This is a genomic window from Planctobacterium sp. AWH2_060 (genome assembly GCF_056158425.1).
In genome coordinates this window covers 2,678,995-2,695,899 of the sequence record NZ_JBSWTG010000001.1, presented here as the reverse complement: position 1 = coordinate 2,695,899, position 16,905 = coordinate 2,678,995, and the positions used below count along the sequence as shown (strand labels likewise).

17 protein-coding genes are annotated in these 16,905 nt (G+C 44.8%); 12 read left to right on the top strand and 5 right to left on the bottom strand.

What is annotated here, in order from left to right; translation table 11 throughout:
• The first annotated feature begins 19 nt into the window (after positions 1-19).
• The 11 genes from rpsJ to rpsQ are packed head-to-tail and all read left to right on the top strand — an operon-like array spanning position 20 to position 4,946.
• Positions 20-331, top strand: a complete 312-nt coding sequence (gene rpsJ, locus ACXAD8_RS11515) for a 30S ribosomal protein S10 (protein ID WP_229531230.1) — start codon at positions 20-22, stop codon at positions 329-331.
• Between the two features lie 18 nt (positions 332-349).
• Positions 350-988 (top strand): 50S ribosomal protein L3, encoded by a 639-nt coding sequence (gene rplC, locus ACXAD8_RS11510; RefSeq protein WP_229531229.1) that lies wholly within the window; start codon positions 350-352, stop codon positions 986-988.
• A 17-nt stretch (positions 989-1,005) separates the two neighbouring features.
• Positions 1,006-1,611, top strand: a complete 606-nt coding sequence (gene rplD / locus ACXAD8_RS11505) for a 50S ribosomal protein L4 (protein ID WP_475232947.1) — start codon at positions 1,006-1,008, stop codon at positions 1,609-1,611.
• Entirely contained in the window at positions 1,608-1,907 is a 300-nt protein-coding gene (gene rplW, locus ACXAD8_RS11500; protein WP_229531228.1) for a 50S ribosomal protein L23, read from the top strand. Before rplD ends, rplW begins: the two co-directional genes overlap by 4 nt.
• Before the next feature lie 14 nt (positions 1,908-1,921).
• The gene (rplB, locus tag ACXAD8_RS11495) at positions 1,922-2,746 is read left to right on the top strand and encodes a 50S ribosomal protein L2 (protein ID WP_473022247.1); all 825 of its coding nucleotides are present in this window, start codon (positions 1,922-1,924) and stop codon (positions 2,744-2,746) included.
• 15 nt (positions 2,747-2,761) lie between these two features.
• Positions 2,762-3,037: a 30S ribosomal protein S19 gene (gene rpsS / locus ACXAD8_RS11490; RefSeq protein WP_229531226.1), complete on the top strand. Its 276-nt coding sequence runs from the start codon at positions 2,762-2,764 to the stop codon at positions 3,035-3,037.
• 10 nt (positions 3,038-3,047) lie between these two features.
• A complete protein-coding gene (rplV, locus tag ACXAD8_RS11485; RefSeq protein WP_229531225.1) occupies positions 3,048-3,386 on the top strand; it encodes a 50S ribosomal protein L22 in 339 nt (112 codons plus the stop codon).
• A gap of 3 nt (positions 3,387-3,389) precedes the next feature.
• Entirely contained in the window at positions 3,390-4,094 is a 705-nt protein-coding gene (gene rpsC / locus ACXAD8_RS11480) for a 30S ribosomal protein S3 (RefSeq protein ID WP_229531224.1), read from the top strand.
• A gap of 2 nt (positions 4,095-4,096) precedes the next feature.
• Positions 4,097-4,507 (top strand): 50S ribosomal protein L16, encoded by a 411-nt coding sequence (rplP, locus tag ACXAD8_RS11475; RefSeq protein ID WP_473022245.1) that lies wholly within the window; start codon positions 4,097-4,099, stop codon positions 4,505-4,507.
• Positions 4,507-4,698 carry a 50S ribosomal protein L29 gene (rpmC, locus tag ACXAD8_RS11470; protein ID WP_229531222.1) on the top strand — a complete coding sequence of 64 codons (192 nt, stop codon included), beginning with the start codon at positions 4,507-4,509 and terminating at the stop codon, positions 4,696-4,698. Before rplP ends, rpmC begins: the two co-directional genes overlap by 1 nt.
• Positions 4,698-4,946 carry a 30S ribosomal protein S17 gene (gene rpsQ, locus ACXAD8_RS11465; RefSeq protein WP_475228579.1) on the top strand — a complete coding sequence of 83 codons (249 nt, stop codon included), beginning with the start codon at positions 4,698-4,700 and terminating at the stop codon, positions 4,944-4,946. Before rpmC ends, rpsQ begins: the two co-directional genes overlap by 1 nt.
• A 635-nt stretch (positions 4,947-5,581) precedes the next feature.
• Here the strand turns inward: rpsQ and ACXAD8_RS11460 are convergent.
• From ACXAD8_RS11460 to ACXAD8_RS11440, 5 genes are all read right to left on the bottom strand, one after another.
• The gene (locus ACXAD8_RS11460) at positions 5,582-6,280 is read right to left on the bottom strand and encodes a response regulator transcription factor (RefSeq protein WP_475228577.1); all 699 of its coding nucleotides are present in this window, start codon (positions 6,278-6,280) and stop codon (positions 5,582-5,584) included.
• Positions 6,281-6,282: 2 nt separating this feature from the next.
• Positions 6,283-8,433 (bottom strand): tetratricopeptide repeat-containing sensor histidine kinase, encoded by a 2,151-nt coding sequence (locus tag ACXAD8_RS11455; RefSeq protein WP_475228575.1) that lies wholly within the window; start codon positions 8,431-8,433, stop codon positions 6,283-6,285.
• 158 nt (positions 8,434-8,591) lie between these two features.
• Entirely contained in the window at positions 8,592-8,798 is a 207-nt protein-coding gene (locus tag ACXAD8_RS11450) for a winged helix-turn-helix domain-containing protein (protein WP_475228572.1), read from the bottom strand.
• Positions 8,799-8,806: 8 nt separating this feature from the next.
• Complete coding sequence (locus ACXAD8_RS11445; protein WP_475228570.1) at positions 8,807-9,295, bottom strand: hypothetical protein; 489 nt, start codon at positions 9,293-9,295, stop codon at positions 8,807-8,809.
• Positions 9,296-9,447: 152 nt separating this feature from the next.
• Entirely contained in the window at positions 9,448-10,530 is a 1,083-nt protein-coding gene (locus ACXAD8_RS11440) for a helix-turn-helix domain-containing protein (protein WP_475228567.1), read from the bottom strand.
• Between the two features lie 574 nt (positions 10,531-11,104).
• Between ACXAD8_RS11440 and ACXAD8_RS11435 the strand changes: the two genes are divergently transcribed.
• A complete protein-coding gene (locus ACXAD8_RS11435; protein WP_475228565.1) occupies positions 11,105-16,741 on the top strand; it encodes a beta-propeller fold lactonase family protein in 5,637 nt (1,878 codons plus the stop codon).
• Positions 16,742-16,905 lie beyond the last annotated feature (164 nt).

The window sequence follows — 16,905 nt, the reverse complement described above, 5'->3', positions numbered from 1 at the left end:
TCGTTTGGAGCTTTGGTCGATGGCTAATCAAAGAATTCGTATTCGCTTAAAAGCGTTTGATCATAAATTAATTGATCAGTCTACAGCGGAAATTGTAGACACCGCCAAACGTACTGGTGCGCAAGTAAGTGGTCCTATCCCACTTCCTACTCGCAAAGAGCGTTACACCATTCTTATTTCACCTCACGTAAACAAAGATGCGCGTGATCAGTATGAAATTCGCACTCATAAGCGTTTGGTCGATATCATCGAACCTACCGACAAAACAGTCGACGCTCTGATGAGATTGGACTTGGCTGCCGGCGTTGATGTTCAAATCAGCCTGGGCTAAAGAGAGAGGGTGTAAAAAATGTCGATTGGATTAATCGGTCGTAAAGTAGGTATGACTCGTATCTTCACTGAAGAAGGCGGTTCTGTACCTGTGACTGTTATCGAAGCTACCCCTAACCGTATTACACAGCTTCGTACTGCCGAAAAAGATGGCTATCGCGCTTTGCAGGTAACTGCTGGTACAAAAAAGGCTAACCGTGTTAATAAAGCTGCAGCAGGTCACTTTGCTAAAGCTGGCGTTGAAGCGGGCCGTGGTTTGTGGGAATTCCGTTTAGGTGCTGAAGAAGGCACTGACCTGGAAGTAGGTAAAGAGATCACTGTTGAGATCTTTGCTGACACAAACTTGGTTGACGTAATTGGTACTTCTAAAGGTAAAGGTTTTGCCGGTGCAATCAAGCGTTGGAACTTCAGTTCTCAACGTATGACTCACGGTAACTCGCTTTCACACCGTGCCCCTGGTTCTATTGGTCAAAACCAATCACCAGGTAAAGTTTTCAAAGGTAAGAAAATGGCCGGTCAGTTAGGTAACAAACAAGTTACTGTACAGTCTCTGGAAGTCGTTAAAGTAGACGCTGAAAATAACCTGCTTCTGGTTAAAGGTGCTATCCCTGGTTCTACCGGTGGTGATGTAATCGTTAAACCAGCGGTTAAAGCGTAAGGTCTGGGAGATAGATGATGGAATTAGCAATTAAAGATGCGCAAGGCGCACTTGAAGTTTCAGAAGCTACCTTTGGCCGTGAGTTTAACGAAGCTCTGGTACACCAGGTATGTGTTGCTTATGCAGCGGGTGCCCGTCAGGGTAGCAAAGCGCAAAAAACGCGTTCTGAAGTACGTGGTGGCGGCAAGAAGCCATGGCGTCAAAAAGGTACTGGCCGTGCACGTGCTGGTACAATCCGCAGCCCAATTTGGGTTGGCGGTGGTCGCGCATTCGCGGCAAAACCTCAGGATCACAGCCAGAAGGTAAATCGTAAGATGTACCGTGGTGCGATTAAAAGCATCCTGTCTGAATTAGTTCGTCAAGAGCGTTTAGTAGTTGTTGAAAACTTCGGTGTTGAAACTGCTAAAACTAAAGATTTGGTTTCTAAGCTTAAGCAGCTGGAACTGAAAGACGTATTAATCGTGACTTCTGAAGTTGATGAGAATCTGTTCCTGTCTGCACGTAACCTATACAAAGTAGATGTTCGTGACGTACAGGGTATCGATCCAGTTAGCTTGATTGCATTCGAAAAAGTTTTGATGACTAAAGATGCAGTGAAGCAATTAGAGGAGGCATTAGCATGAACCAGGAACGTCTTTTAAAAGTCATTCTTGCTCCTCACGTTTCTGAAAAGAGCACTGTTTCTGCAGAACTGAATAACACATTGGTTTTCAAAGTAACCACTGATGCTGCTAAAGCTGAAATCAAAGCCGCTGTTGAGTCTTTGTTTGAAGTTGAAGTTGCTGGCGTACGCACTGTAAACGTGAAGGGTAAAACCAAGCGTCACGGTCTGCGCACTGGTAAACGTAAGGACTGGAAAAAAGCCTACGTTACTTTGAAAGAAGGTCATGACATCGACTTCGTCGGTGGCGGTGAGTAATAGGAGTTATTGACATGGCATTAATGAAAGCTAAGCCGACTTCTGCTGGTCGTCGTCACGTTGTAAAAGTCGTTAACCCTGACTTGCACAAAGGTGCACCTTATGCACCTTTGCTGGACAAGAAAAGTAAGTCTGGTGGTCGTAACAACGGTGGTCGTATCACTGTTCGTCACATCGGTGGCGGTCACAAGCAACACTACCGTATTGTTGACTTCAAACGTAATAAAGACGGTATCCCTGCGAAAGTAGAGCGTCTTGAATACGATCCTAACCGTACTTCTAACATCGCTTTAGTATGTTATGCAGACGGTGAGCGTCGTTACGTTTTAGCCCCTAAAGGCATGAAGGCCGGCGATCAAATCTTGTCTGGTGCTGATGCGCCTATCAAAGCAGGTAACACTTTGCCAATGCGTAACATCCCGGTAGGTACTGTTGTACACGCTATCGAGATGAAGCCTGGTAAAGGTGCGCAAATCGCGCGTTCTGCTGGTGCATATGTACAGATTTTGGCGCGTGAAGGTGCATACGTTACCTTGCGTTTACGTTCCGGTGAGGTTCGTAAAGTTCCTTCTGATTGTCGTGCGACAATCGGTGAAGTTGGAAACGCTGAGCACATGTTGCGTTCTTTAGGTAAAGCTGGTGCAACCCGTTGGAGAGGCGTTCGTCCTACCGTACGTGGTGTTGCAATGAACCCAGTTGATCACCCACATGGTGGTGGTGAAGGCCGTACCTCTGGTGGTCGTCATCCGGTTTCTCCTTGGGGTAAACCGACTAAAGGTGCAAAAACACGTAAGAATAAGCGTACTGATAAGTTCATCGTACGTCGTCGTAACAAGTAATAGCGAGGATTCACCATGCCACGTTCTCTCAAGAAGGGTCCATTTATTGACCTACACTTGTTGAAGAAGGTTGAGGCTGCAGTGGAAAAAGGCGAAAAGAAACCAATTAAAACCTGGTCTCGTCGCTCTATGATCATCCCAGATATGATTGGGTTGACCATTGCAGTCCATAACGGTCGCCAACACGTTCCGGTATTCGTATCGGACGAAATGGTAGGCCATAAATTGGGCGAATTTGCGCCAACACGCACTTATAAAGGCCACGTGGCCGATAAGAAAGCGAAACGATAAGGAGTAGACAATGGAAGCTTTAGCTAAACACAGTTTTGCTCGTATTTCGCCTCAAAAAGCGCGTTTGGTAGCAGATCAAGTTCGCGGCTTGCACGTAGAAAAAGCTCTTGAAGTTTTGACGTACAGCCCTAAAAAAGCAGCCGATCTGGTTAAGAAAGTTCTTAACTCTGCGATCGCGAATGCTGAGCACAATGAAGGTGCTGATATCGATGAGCTAGTTGTAGCTAAGATCTTCGTTGACGAAGGTCCTACTATGAAGCGCATCAAGACTCGTGCGAAAGGTCGTGCGGATCGCATCTTCAAACGCAGCAGTCACATCACTGTTGTAGTAGCGGACAATCAGGAGTAAACAATGGGACAGAAGGTACATCCTACGGGCATACGCCTGGGTATCAGCAAACCATGGGTTTCTACCTGGTACGCCGGTACAAAAGATTATGCTGATAACCTGTATTCTGATCATCAGGTTCGTCAGTATCTGACTAAGAAATTGAAAAATGCATCTTTGTCAAAAATCGAAATCGACCGTCCTGCGAAAAGCATCCGTGTGACTATTCACACTGCTCGTCCAGGTGTTGTTATCGGTAAGAAAGGTGAAGATGTAGAAGTACTTCGCAAGCACGTGTCTAACCTGGCAGGCGTTCCTGCTCAGATTAACATCGCTGAAGTACGTAAGCCTGAACTAGACGGTCAATTGGTAGCTGATAGCATCGCTAGCCAGTTAGAGCGTCGTGTTATGTTCCGTCGCGCCATGAAGCGTGCCGTTCAAAACGCTATGCGTTTAGGTGCCAAAGGTATCAAGGTTGAAGTAAGCGGTCGTTTAGGCGGTGCAGAGATTGCTCGTTCTGAATGGTATCGTGAAGGTCGTGTACCACTACACACTTTCCGTGCTGACATCGATTATGCAACTTCAGAAGCGTTGACTACTTACGGTATCATCGGTATCAAAGTATGGATCTTCAAAGGTGAGGTTTTGGGTGGTTTGCCAACTAAGGCAGAGCAGCCAGAGCAACAACAGCCTAAGAAGAAGGCGCGTCCTGCTAAGAGAGGAGCGTAATCATGTTACAACCAAAACGTATGAAATTCCGCAAGATGCACAAAGGCCGCAACCGTGGTCTGGCATCTGGTAATAAAGTAAGTTTCGGTACTTTCGGTTTAAAATCGGTTGGTCGTGGCCGTATGACTGCTCGTCAAATCGAAGCAGCTCGTCGTGCAATGACTCGTCATATTAAACGTCAAGGTAAAATCTGGATCCGTGTGTTCCCTGACAAGCCAATTACTGAGAAGCCTCTTGAGGTTCGTCAAGGTAAAGGTAAGGGTAACGTTGAATACTGGGTATGCCAGATTCAGCCAGGTCGTGTGTTGTATGAGATGGAAGGTGTGCCAGAAGAATTGGCGCGTGAAGCTTTCGAACTTGCAGCTGCGAAATTGCCGTTTAAGACCACTTTTGTAACTCGGACGGTAATGTAATGAATGCATCTGAATTAAGAGAAAAGAGCGTAGAAGAATTGAATGCGCACCTGATCGAACTTCTTCAGGAGCAATTCAATCTGCGCATGCAAAACAGCACTGGTCAGTTGGCGCAAACGCATCAACTGAAAACAGTTCGTCGCAACATTGCGCGTGTTAAAACCATTTTGACTGAGAAGGCAGGTGCCTAATGACTGATAAAATTCGTACAGTACAAGGTCGTGTGGTTAGCAACAAGATGGATAAAACTATCACTGTTGCAGTAGAGCGTCGCGTGAAGCACCCTATCTATGGGAAATTCATCAAGCGTACTACTAAGTTGCACGCACATGACGAAAACAATGCATGTCAAATGGGCGACGTCGTTACTCTTCGCGAGTGCCGTCCATTATCCAAGTCTAAAAACTGGATGCTGGTTGACATTGTAGGTAAAGCTTAATCTTTTAAGGTTTACAACGAATTAAAAAACCCGCCTTTTGGCGGGTTTTTTTGTTTGCCCAGCGAAGCTGGCAAACCCGTCAGGTTGAAAGAAACCTGAATCACCCCGACTGAGGGGAAGATAATACGAATGGCAAGGGCACTGTTGGCCAACGACAGGGTCTGAAGGAAGCCATAGGAAGTCAGGGGTACACAACGAAAGTGAACCTGATTCGGCAAAGCAGGAGGGTAAGTGTGCAAAATAGCGTGAAGCCCGATACTCAGTCAGTTCTGTTTTGTGCTTGAGGGTGGGATCTCTGACAGGGAGCCAGTGCAGTAACTGGGGAAGCCTGACACCGTCTCTGGTGATGAGCCAGAATCATCTGTACGAGAGGAGACTCAAGGCAGGTGTTGGTACGAGGTGGCAGATGAATCCTTAGTAGTGAGTAAGGGCCGGCCTGTGAAACCCAGTAATGGTGTGGAGGACAAAACCGGGCTGACCATCAGCATAGTGTCTGATGGGGCACTGATTGGCCAAAAGCTTATCAGTGCTGGGAATGTAAGTTTAATGTTTAGTTCCCCCTAAAACTTGGGGAAAAAAAATGGCAAGGATAAAGAAAGTGACCGTCAAGATGGTGAGGTGAATTTATTTTCGCTTCATTTAAGTGTTAAATGTTGAGAAAACTTAAAACCCACCTGGTGAATTGTTTTAATTGGTGTGGTTTCACCGGTAACTTCTTTGATCTTTTTGCGTAGTCTGGTGACCATGACATCCATGGCTTTTTGACCATGTAGACCTTTGGCTTCATAACCCAGTAGTTTCAATAGTGCTTGTTTACTACTTGTGTTGTCATCGCTATTGGCGATTTCACAAAGAAACTGCATTTCTTTGTTGGTTAGATGGATTTCTTTGCCGTCGGGTGTTCGTAATAACCATTCGTTACTTACTAACAACCAAGCGAGGTCTTCCTTTTCATTATTGTTTTCACAAGGGTTGATTCGGCTCAAAATACTGCGCGCCGCAGCCAACAATTCTGGTGGTGAAGTAGGTTTGGTAAAGTAATAATCGGCACCTGCTTCATAGCCTTTCATCTTGTTGCTAAAATCGTCACGCGCCGTGAGTACGATGATGCCCACTTTGGTGTGTTCTCTTAGATAGGCTACCGCTTCAAGACCAGAGCCATCGGGTAAGCCGAGGTCGACAATTGCGATAGCAAATCGCGTTTGTGTCAATGCCAACTTAAAATTCGTCAAGGTACTGCTTTCTATTACGTCGAAGCCTTCACCTCTGAGGAATTGGCTCAGGTTGTCTCTGATGTCTGCATCATCTTCGAGTATTAGAATACGCTTTAACAAAATTATTTCTCTTTTATTGACGTTTCGTTGCTCTGACCGTTGTATATCAGGGGTAATTTAATAGTAAACTTGGAACCTCTACCCAATTGAGATTGTACCTCAATAGTTCCGCCGTGCATTTCAACGATACGATTCACCAAAAACAGGCCAACCCCAGTGCCTTTTTCTGTTTTTCCGGAGCTGGCGCGATAGTATTTTTCAAATATATTGGGCAACTCACTTGAGTCAATACCTCGCCCTTCGTCTATGATGTCTATGTGCACAAACTGAGTCTCACCTTCGCTATATTCATTAGCAGCGATTGTGACTGGTTGTTCTTCTGCGGAGTATTTGCACGCATTCTCAATAATGTTGGTAAACGCAATATTCATGAGATCTGGATCGATTTCAACTCGGCAGTCGTCGTGTAGTTGCCCGAGATTGGCTTTGATCATGTGATCAGGGAATGCTCGTCTTGCATAATCGACAATCAATTTTATAAAAATATTCAGACTGATGAGTTCCGTTTTCTTTATCATAAAGTCGTCGTTAACGCGCAATTCAGACAGTGATGTTTCAAACAAATGTAACAGCTTTTTAACTGAGTGTTTCATGCGTTCAACAGCGTTGAGAGGAGATTCAGCCCCTTGTTTTATTAAATCAAGGCTACTGTCAATCACGGTCAATGGCGTCCGATATTCATGAGAAATCATATCGATGAAGTTCAGGTTATTTTGAATCGCAATTCGCTCCTGGCGCAATGCTTCTTCTGTGCGTTCTTTTTCTTTTAGTGTTTCGCTAAATAGCTGTCGGTATTTTGATTCGCTGGCGCGTAGTTCTTGTGTCCGCTCTGCAACCTCCTGTTGCAACTGCCTCTGTCTAGCCCGGAAAGTAATCACTCGCCACGCATATCCGCCCAGTAAAATGATTAACAATGACCCGAATCCCGCGGCCAACATGACAGTAAACTGGCGATTTTCTAAAGCTTGTTTTTCCATGGTTATACGGTGTAAGTGGTTTTGTTTGGATATTACATCATGATCAATCAGTAGCTGTGCAAGTTCTGTAGAGAACGTGCTGCGGTAGTTTTGTCTGGCAATATCATTGATAGCTTGAGCATGCTCAAGTGCCTGCTTCGGGTCGTCTTGTTTTGACATTTCTATAATTTGCTGTCTGATAGTCATTTCTTCAGATGGCTCTTTAATTTTAATCGCTAAGGCGAGCGCTTCTTCCAGATTTGTCCGAGCCTCTTCCTTTAAACCTAAATATCGCTGTGTTTCGGAGATACCGATCAATTTGACTAAATGATCGATTCGTTTCTCGGGGAGTTTGTTACTAAATTCAACAGCACTAATATGGTGGTTGTATGCTTCTTGCAACACTTGCTGATTTTTACTCTTTTTCCATATCCCTGTTTTAACTATACCTAAAATATAGTTGCCCTGAGCTTCAGCAAAAGAATGTTTTTTGTCCTGACCCCACGTTAAAACCTGTTCAGCATAAGGTAAGCCGAGCTCAGGTTGCCCTAATTTTGTGTAAGACTCAGCAATAAAAAAGTTACTAACGGTATTCGTTATTGTTGGTTCTTCCCAGTAGGGTTCGATACTTAATAGCAATCTTAAAACCTGATCATATTGCTCGGCAGCCATATAAATTTCTGACATATCATTTAAATTGTCATGTTGGCGTTGCAGTTCTTGACCAGGAAGCGTGACCAGAACCTCTTGAGATTGTTGGTAGTACAGCAACGCTTCTTCCGGGCGATCGGCTCGCATATAAACAAACCCTACGAAGCTAAGAATCCAGCCTTTTCTTCGGGTATCTTCTAGAGTGGGTAAAATTGGAATAGCTGTTTTGATAGTACGCAACGCTTCTGAATGATCTCCCAAATATGAATAAAGCATGGCTCTACACGCTCGGGTATGAGCCATGTCTAATGGAAAGTTATGCTGATTAGCCAGTAATACTGCTTTGTCGATTGCGCGAATGCTAACTTGCATGTCGCTATATTGAGAATCTCTGGCTTCATTGATCAGCGTCATAATTTGAGATTTTATCTCGGCTGTTTCATCGGCTAAGGCATAGTCTGTCATCAATAAAGTTAAGGACAATACCAAAAGAACGGGTACAGGGGTTAAACGAAAAATACGTCGAATACCATGGAAAAAGTTCATAAAAATTTTGCTTTTAAGATTGAAGGTGTTCAGTGTGAATCATGAGTCTACTAGAAGTGACGATAGATTGGTAAGAGGAATAAGTATTGATTTTACTCTCAAAATTTCAAATCTCGATGAGCTATGTGGAAACCAACCACGCAGGCATTTCGCGAGCATTATCTGATAGCGTAAGCGGCATTAAATTGAAATCCCTCCTGATAAATCGTTTTGATAGGCGCATCGGTACCGGTGGTATCTTTAATTTTTTTGCGCAGTCGGGTTACCATCACATCCAGTGCTTTTCGTCCGTGCAAGCCTTTAGCTTCGTACCCTAGCTTTTTGAGCAATTGTACTCGGGATACTGTTAAATTTTCGGAGAGCATAAGCTCGACTAAAAAATCCCGCTCTTTTGGGTAAGTGCGATTTGAAGATCACCGGGCGCGAGCAGGTTCCAGTCGGTGGATTGTAACGTCCAGGCGCTGTTGGCATCTGTCGACTGAGAGAATGCGGCAAGCTCAGAGAACTTTCGCACTATATTACCTAATGCACAACAAAATTCAGCAGGGTTTACGTCGTATGAGAAACACAAATCAACCCCAGATTTATAACACTGTGCTTTAAACTGGCTATTTCCATTTTTATGCAAGATTAGTTTCGCTAAATGACCGTATTTTGCGGGCAACACCAATGCTTCGGTAGAGAAGCTTGCAGGCGTCGCAACATACCAAAGGACGGCAGTAATATTGAGCGGCAGTGCTCCGCTAAACGCCTCTGCGGTGACAACATTCTCTACCCGAAAACCAAAGTCACTTAGCTCTTTTTCGGGCAACATGACGTCCTCGAGGTCATTGATAAAATACAAAACCGCAGGAAAAGTCATTCTTTAATCTGTCCTCTTGGAAACCCTGTGCGCACCGCCTTTAAATTGCAACAGAGAGGTATAAGGTAGTCGAATATGGACATTGATGACTCGACAGTATTTCCCAAATACACGACATCCTGGTGAGTTTGGCAAAAATAGCTCGCGCGAACTCAATCTGAGCGTGGCTTTTTTACTGCGCTAAAAGACTTTAACAAGTTGCTGTAATCGGGACGTTGTAACCGCAATTCCGATTGTGAAGTACCTACATTAGCTAAGGTGGAGGGGGGGAAACCAAACTCTTTTTTAAACGCCCTGGTAAAGCTGTCAATACCGCTGTAGCCGCATTGCATGGCTAGTTGTGTTATTTGAGGTGGTTTAGGCTCCATCAGCATATTGTAAGCTGCGCGTAATCTGCGGTTGCGCACCATTTTCATGATGCCGCCATATGGCTCACAAAGTCGATAAAGTGCACTTTTTGATAAATTCAGATATTGGCAAAAAAACTTGGCGTTGAGGTCGGTTTTGTCCAGGTGCTCCATGATTAGCCGATAAATTAAAACTAATTGGTCTTGAGATTTGCTCTCACTTTCAACAAGTGCAAGTGCGGGATCGATACACATCAGGCTGGCGATAAATTCTCCTGTGCAATGACTTATTGTGGCGACCACTTGTTGGGTCATGTTGGGCAATTGAGAGTAGATGGTTAACAGGTGATTTTTCATCAAGGTATTGAGCAATGTTCCGTCGGGAATAATTTGACGATGCAGTTGTTCAATATATGGCACCAGAGGACGAATACTGTCCAGGGGGAAAACAAAATCAATATCGCTGTACTGAAAGCGTGTTCCGTTAAATTCCCCTTGGGTTTCAAATTGATACTCCTGCTGCATATCGTACAGCACAATATCGCCCACCTTTATCAGCTGTTTCCCGGAGGTGGTATAAAGTAAATGTGAACCTACCAAAATGATTTCAATCATAAGATAGTCGGCGGCATGGGAAGCAATATTCTGAGGTTTTCGACGAAACATCTGGCTGGTGGACGTGGTTTTCGCAATCATCATCGAGCCTAGCATATAAGATTCGAGACTGGTTTCGAAATTGTGCAGAGTTTGTTCGCTGGTAGGCTCTACTACAAAGACATCAGAGACAGCTGTGCGCCAGGCAGCATATTTTTCCGCTTCAGGAAATTCATGGGTTGAGAAATAAGAACCTGGAATGTTCGGGTTTTTGATTGTAGCAGCAGTACTCATTTATATACCTTGATAACAAACCCTGAAGCTATGCAATTTAACGTCATTTATTCAAGTGTAACTCAGGATAAAAAGCAGAGCTTTGTATTTTTCATAGTTTCTCCAATTAAAAGCGCTTCTTCGATTAAAACCGCAGTTTCATTCACACAACAGGTGGTGATAATAACTCGGGGTGTACTTTTTTTGTCGGATTACAAAGTACTACATTTTTATCTATTCGTTTATTTATTAATTATTTAGATAAATATAGAAACGCCAGTAGTTAAATCACCAGAGGCTTTGCAAACAAGCGCTAACATCACTTTTTAGAAATGCTACAACTTACTACATTTTACCCTGAACGATAGTGATAAGCTTAATAAAACACTAACATTAACCCAATTATGTTGATAAAAATCCACGATTGCGCTTTGAGGTTAGTATGTTTTTACAGGGAAAATGGTTTTCTTCCGGGTCCACTTCCGTACACCAAAGTAACCAAAACTGGCACCTAATTTCCATTCTTAACCGATGGTTCATGTTAAGAGGCTCGGTAACTTCGCTATTATTCGGCGCAATGGTGTTGCTATCCCCATTGAAAAGCACTGCTGCCGAGTTAAAAACAAAGATATGGCAAACCTACGGGCAGACAGGTTTGTCCTCCAGCACCATTAGCGAGCCGAGTATTGTGTTTCCGCCATCAGGCAGTGCTCCTCCGTTTATTGCGTTTCAAAACACAGCGTCAGGCTTTCGATTTTTTGAAGTTTATGAGTTCAATGGCACAAACTGGGTGTCGTCTCGTAATGACGATCCCAACGGGTCGGGCAGTGGACTAGCACAGGTTATAGATTCGAGTGGTAATCGCTATATTACTACCGTGGGTGGAACAAGTTCTGATGGTTTGCGGGTCAGGGTTGGTAGCAGTCCATCCTGGCCGTTGGTCACCGATGGTGGAACCGGTAAAATCGCAGATGCAAGAAGTAATGTCACTGTGCCCATTGTTGCAGACAGTTCAGGCAATTTGTTTATTGCCTACAAAAATGAATCCGCAGATGTAAATGACAACAAAGCTGTGGTACAGGCATATGATGGGACAAATTGGAACATACTTGGTACAGAAGGGTTATCCAATGGTGAGATAGACAGTATCAGCCTGGCTGTGGATACGTCGGATAACCTGTTTGTCGCCTTTCAAGACCGGGGTAATGACAGTGATGCTACCGTGCTCAGGTGGGATGGTACACAATGGCAAACCCTTGGCTCTGCTGGTATTACAGGAGGAGCAGTTTCGGATGTGCAAATTGTCATTGAGCGGCAAAATAACGTTCCCTATCTGAGGTATACCGATCCAAACGGTACAGAGCCAAGTGTGCAACGCATTAAATCATTCAACTCAGGTAGTAATAGTTGGTCCGATGTGGCTACACCTATTGAGTCCAGCACGGGCTATCTGGCATTTATCACCACGCCATTAAGAGTGGAGCCAGTAATCGCGTGGCGTAATGCCAGCCGCGATGAAGTTACAGTGCAGCGCTACAACGGTAGCCAGTGGTTAACTGTCGGCCCAACAACTGCCGCGTCTTTGGACACCGATGAATTCGCATATACTATCAGCAACGATAATTCTCCCTACATTTTGTATCAAAACCCAGATACCAATAAAGCGTCGGTCATTCGTTTGGTAGACAGCAACCTGACTGCTAACTTTGCCGACCCCTCTTCTGAGGATGAACCATTGTGGTTGGCACCATTGGTGGAAGTGGAAGGCACAACAGATTCTACTCAATTAACCTTAACGGTCACCTTGTCAGACGTGGCGGCAGGCACCATCAACGCATCTACCTTCGGCAATGCTACTTTTAATTTTTCTAACGGTGTGGCCACCATCACAGGGACCGCTGTAGAAATAAACGCAGTGTTGGAAACGCTGTTTTTGGTGCCAGCAGCGAACTATTTCGGCAGTGATTACAGTGTGACATTTCAAGTCACCGACGGCGTTAACACTTCTGCAAGTGTGAGTTCGGTGGTGTATTTTGAGTCAGTGAATGATACCCCAACGATAACGGGTGGCAGCGATGATACATTCGATGAAGATATTGCTGACTTTTTAAATCTCTCCGGAATTAACATTGCCGACGTTGAAGATGATCAGGTTACCGTCACTATTAGTGCGTCAACAGGCACGCTAGCAATTACCAGAGATGGTTCTGGAATTGGAAATGGTGTGAGTGGCACCGCTGGTGGAGATTCTGTTTCTTTCACTGGTCGTGTCGCGGATGTAAATTCTTTAATCGCCTTGCCTGAGACCGTTAGGTACACCCCAGCAGAAAACGTGTTTGGCACGAATGCCGCACAAATTACTCTCAGAGTCAGAGATACAGAAAACGGCGGGCAAACAAGCTTTGCAATCCATATTAATGGCCGGAATGATGCACCCACAATTGGAGCGGAACTTTGGACGGCAGTGCAAAGTTTTGATACCGAAATTCAGGCAGTGGATGTTGTCTATGGTGGCAATACGATCAACCTGGAGTTAGGACGCACTAGCGATGAATTTATGGTCAAGGATTCACTGGGACGTGTTCATTTGGCGGGCGGGCACGGTGAACAAGCCACTTCGCAAAGCTCTAGTCTTATAGAGCGCATTTCTGCCTTTCTATATGACAGCAACGGCTTCACTCTTATTGGAACGCCCATCGAAAGCCAGTACCGCAATAGTCGTAGCAGACATGAGTTAGATCTTAGAGATCTGGCAGTCGATGTAAATAACAATACTTATCTTTACTACCAGGATGAAGGTGGAAGGATTATTCAGGTTGACGGTGAAGACGAGTTTGATGTTCAGGATGAGAAAAATCATATCGTTTATTGGGATGGTAGTCAGTGGAATAGTATTCGCAATGAAACCCCTGGTGATGAAGAGGTGCAAATTGCAGCCCATTCGCCAACCAATGTCTACTACAGCTATCTTGAAGACGGTTTCGATGAAGATGAAGACGATCGTACCGGAGCCTGGAAATTCGAGCAATACGATGGCAATAATTGGGTAGCACTCCCTGCCAGAGATTATGATCCCGAATCTGATCCTATCGTGGAGGTAGATAACGAAGGAAATCTGGTGGTGGCGTATGAGGATGTCTCTAATAACGATGGCCTGACCGTGGCCAGGTACAATAATACCAGCGACCAATGGGAGTTGCTCGGCAGCGCCAATATCACGTCACGGCAAATAGATGGTAATCAGGTCAGGCCCACCGGTCTCTATTTTGATTCCGCTAATTTAGTACATCTATCTTACAGCGATTTAAATGACAACGTCGATTATTTGCTTCAGTTTGATAATGCAAGCAATTGGAGTGTTGTAGGTGGTGGACCGCTTGATATAGGTAGAAGACAGCCTGAAGTTGATGTGTATTTTGATGACACAGACACGCCCTATATGTTGATTGAAGGTTTTACCCTGTTCAAACTGGAATCAGGCGAGTGGCAAATTCAGGGTGATAGCAATGGCAGTATCAAATCAGGCAGTGTAGCAGAGTTACTGGTGACTTTTGTTGAAGACCAAATTGTGCCAACGGTTATGGTGGGTAGCGCCGGTGAATATGCCGTGGGTACTGTTCAGGCGCAGCAAATGCCAGACACCACCCACAACTACATCGAAGATACTGCAGACCAGTTATTTTTAGCCAATCAGTTTATTAATGACCCGGAAAATGATGACATCGTCTTGACGATTACCTTGTCTGATGCCGCTGCAGGGGCATTATCCTGTGCTGATGGCGGCGATGCCAGTGTGGTGAATAATGGATTAGTCTGGACAGTGTCTGGTACGGGTGCTCAGGTGAACAATGCCATTGATTGTTTTGTGTACACACCCACGGCGAATTATTTTGGCAGTGACTACAGTGTCGCACTTTCGCTAACAGACGGCGAACTCAGCAATGGACCTGTTACCATCACGCTAAATGTAGCATCAGTCAACGACGTACCCAGCTTTTCCATAACCGATTCTGCCATTGGTGTTGTTGAAGGCGAAAGAGTGCAACTCACTTCCAGCCTGTTATCTGTGACAGACCTGGAAAGTGCGGCTAGCAACATTACTTACAAACAAGTCAGCGCAACAACGAATGGTGAAATACGCCTCGATACGGCTAACAATGGTACTGGTAGTCGTGTGACAACCTTTACCCAAGAACAAATCGACCAAGGTTCAGTGTATTATCATCACGATGGCAGCGAGACTCTGACGGATTCATGGACGTTTAATGTTTATGATCAAGGCGGCGTAGGGGGCGCTGGGGCACTGCTGAACCAGACTCTTAATTTTACCGTAACGCCGGTTAATGATTTGCCAGAGCTCTTGGTTTCTCAGCCTCTGCAATTTGTGGAAAATTTTAGTGATGGTGATTCAGAACTCACGAATGAACTTAACGATGCTCGCTCCGCTGCTGTTAGCTCAGACGGCTTACACGTGTATGTGAGCAGTGTGGATAATGATGCGATTACCCACTTTATAAGAGACAATGCAACAGGTGAGCTAACCGCGACTACCATTTATAAAAATGGTGAAAATGGGATAACGTTCATAAATGGTGCCCGAAATCTCGCTATTAGTCCTGATGGTGCGACTCTTCTCAGTACTGCGAATATATCCGATAGTGTTGTGGTATTTACCAGAGATACCAACACAGGCGCTTTGACTTATCTCAATGCTTATCGCGATGGTGGGAAGGATGATGCCAATACTACCATTGATGGGCTGAATGAGGCCAACAATGTCGTTTTTAGCCCGGATGGAAATCACTTTTATGTCAGCGGATTTGGTGAAGATGAAATCGCCATGTTTGCGTTTAACAATACAAACAGAGAGGTGGGCTATTTAGGGCGATTAAAAGACGGCGAAAACGGCGTTGATGGTCTGAACGGAGCTAGCGAGTTAAAAATGACGCGTGCTGGGGATTTCCTCTACGTGGTAGGATTTAATGATGATGATATTGCTGGATTTAGCCGTGATACCAATACGGGATTGTTATCTTATGTGGGTAAAGTGGTGACGGGGAAAGAACCCACGTCAATAGCGCTGTCACCAGATGAAACAATGCTTTATGTCGCCGAAAGGAATGAAGATCGCATTGGTCTTTATGACAGAAATATCAACGATGGTACATTGGCTTTGAATAGCCGTATTACCAACAATAGTACCTTTACGTACCTTGATCCTGTTACAGGAACATCATCTGAACTCAGTGCTGAACTCAATGGCGTTTACGGGGTCGAAATGGGACCGAATGGACGCTATTTGTATGCCGCTTCTTCATTAGACGATTCTCTGACTGTGTTTGAACGCAACCCAATCAGCAACGTGCTTTCTCTGGTCGCACTCTTTAAAAATAGTGACGATGGCGGGCCATATGGTATCGAATTCGGGCGATTTGTTATTACCAGTCCTGATGGCAAATCCGTTTACGTGGTATCGGCTGAGGATTCGAATAATAATGGCTCTAACGGTATTGCTGTGTTTCATCGAGGCGAGCAAGCCCCACCTTCGCTAAACCAGTTTTTTGCCGAAGACAGTGGCACTACCCATTGGTTAGTGCGGAATCTGGCTATTACAGATGCTGAAAATAGCGGCCAATATAGCGTCACGATTACACTCCCTTCCACTGATGCGGGAGTGCTTGCTGCGGTGGCTTCAGGCAGCGCTAGTGTTATCTTTGCAAATGGTGTGCTTACCATCACCGGTTCACTGGATGATGTGAACGCCACGCTACCCAGTGTAATCTTCACACCTGCGGCTAATTTTGATTCTGACGGCGATGTGATCACTATCGTGGTGAATGACGGCGAAGATAATAGCACCACCACCAACATCACGTTGACACCAACCGAACGCAACAACGACCCGTTTGTATTGGCGGTCAATGAAACACTCGTCTTGGACGAAGGTGCTGTAAGCCCTATTACTACATCGTTTTTACAAGCATTCGATCCAGATGTAGACGATGTGTTGACATACACACTAAGATTTCCTCCGAATGCCGGTTTATTGTTTATTGATGTCAATTCAAATGAAACGCTTGATGATGGTGAGGCTATACCGACAGGGGGGAGGGGACTTTTACTCAGCAAAATATTGATGAAGGCAAAATTTACTATCTGCACGGCGCTGGTGAAACATCCGCAGATAGTTTCGGATTTGACCTGGACGATATCAATACTGATGAGAATCTAGGGACTACACCGCCACTGTTGGAGCAGCGATTCCAATTTACAATAAACCCGTTAAATGATCTGCCTGTATTCGCAACACAAAGTTGGAGTGAAATTGGAAACGCTGAAGTGTTTACATCAGCGGATAACTATTTTGCGTTTACCTTAGACAGCAGAAGTAATCCA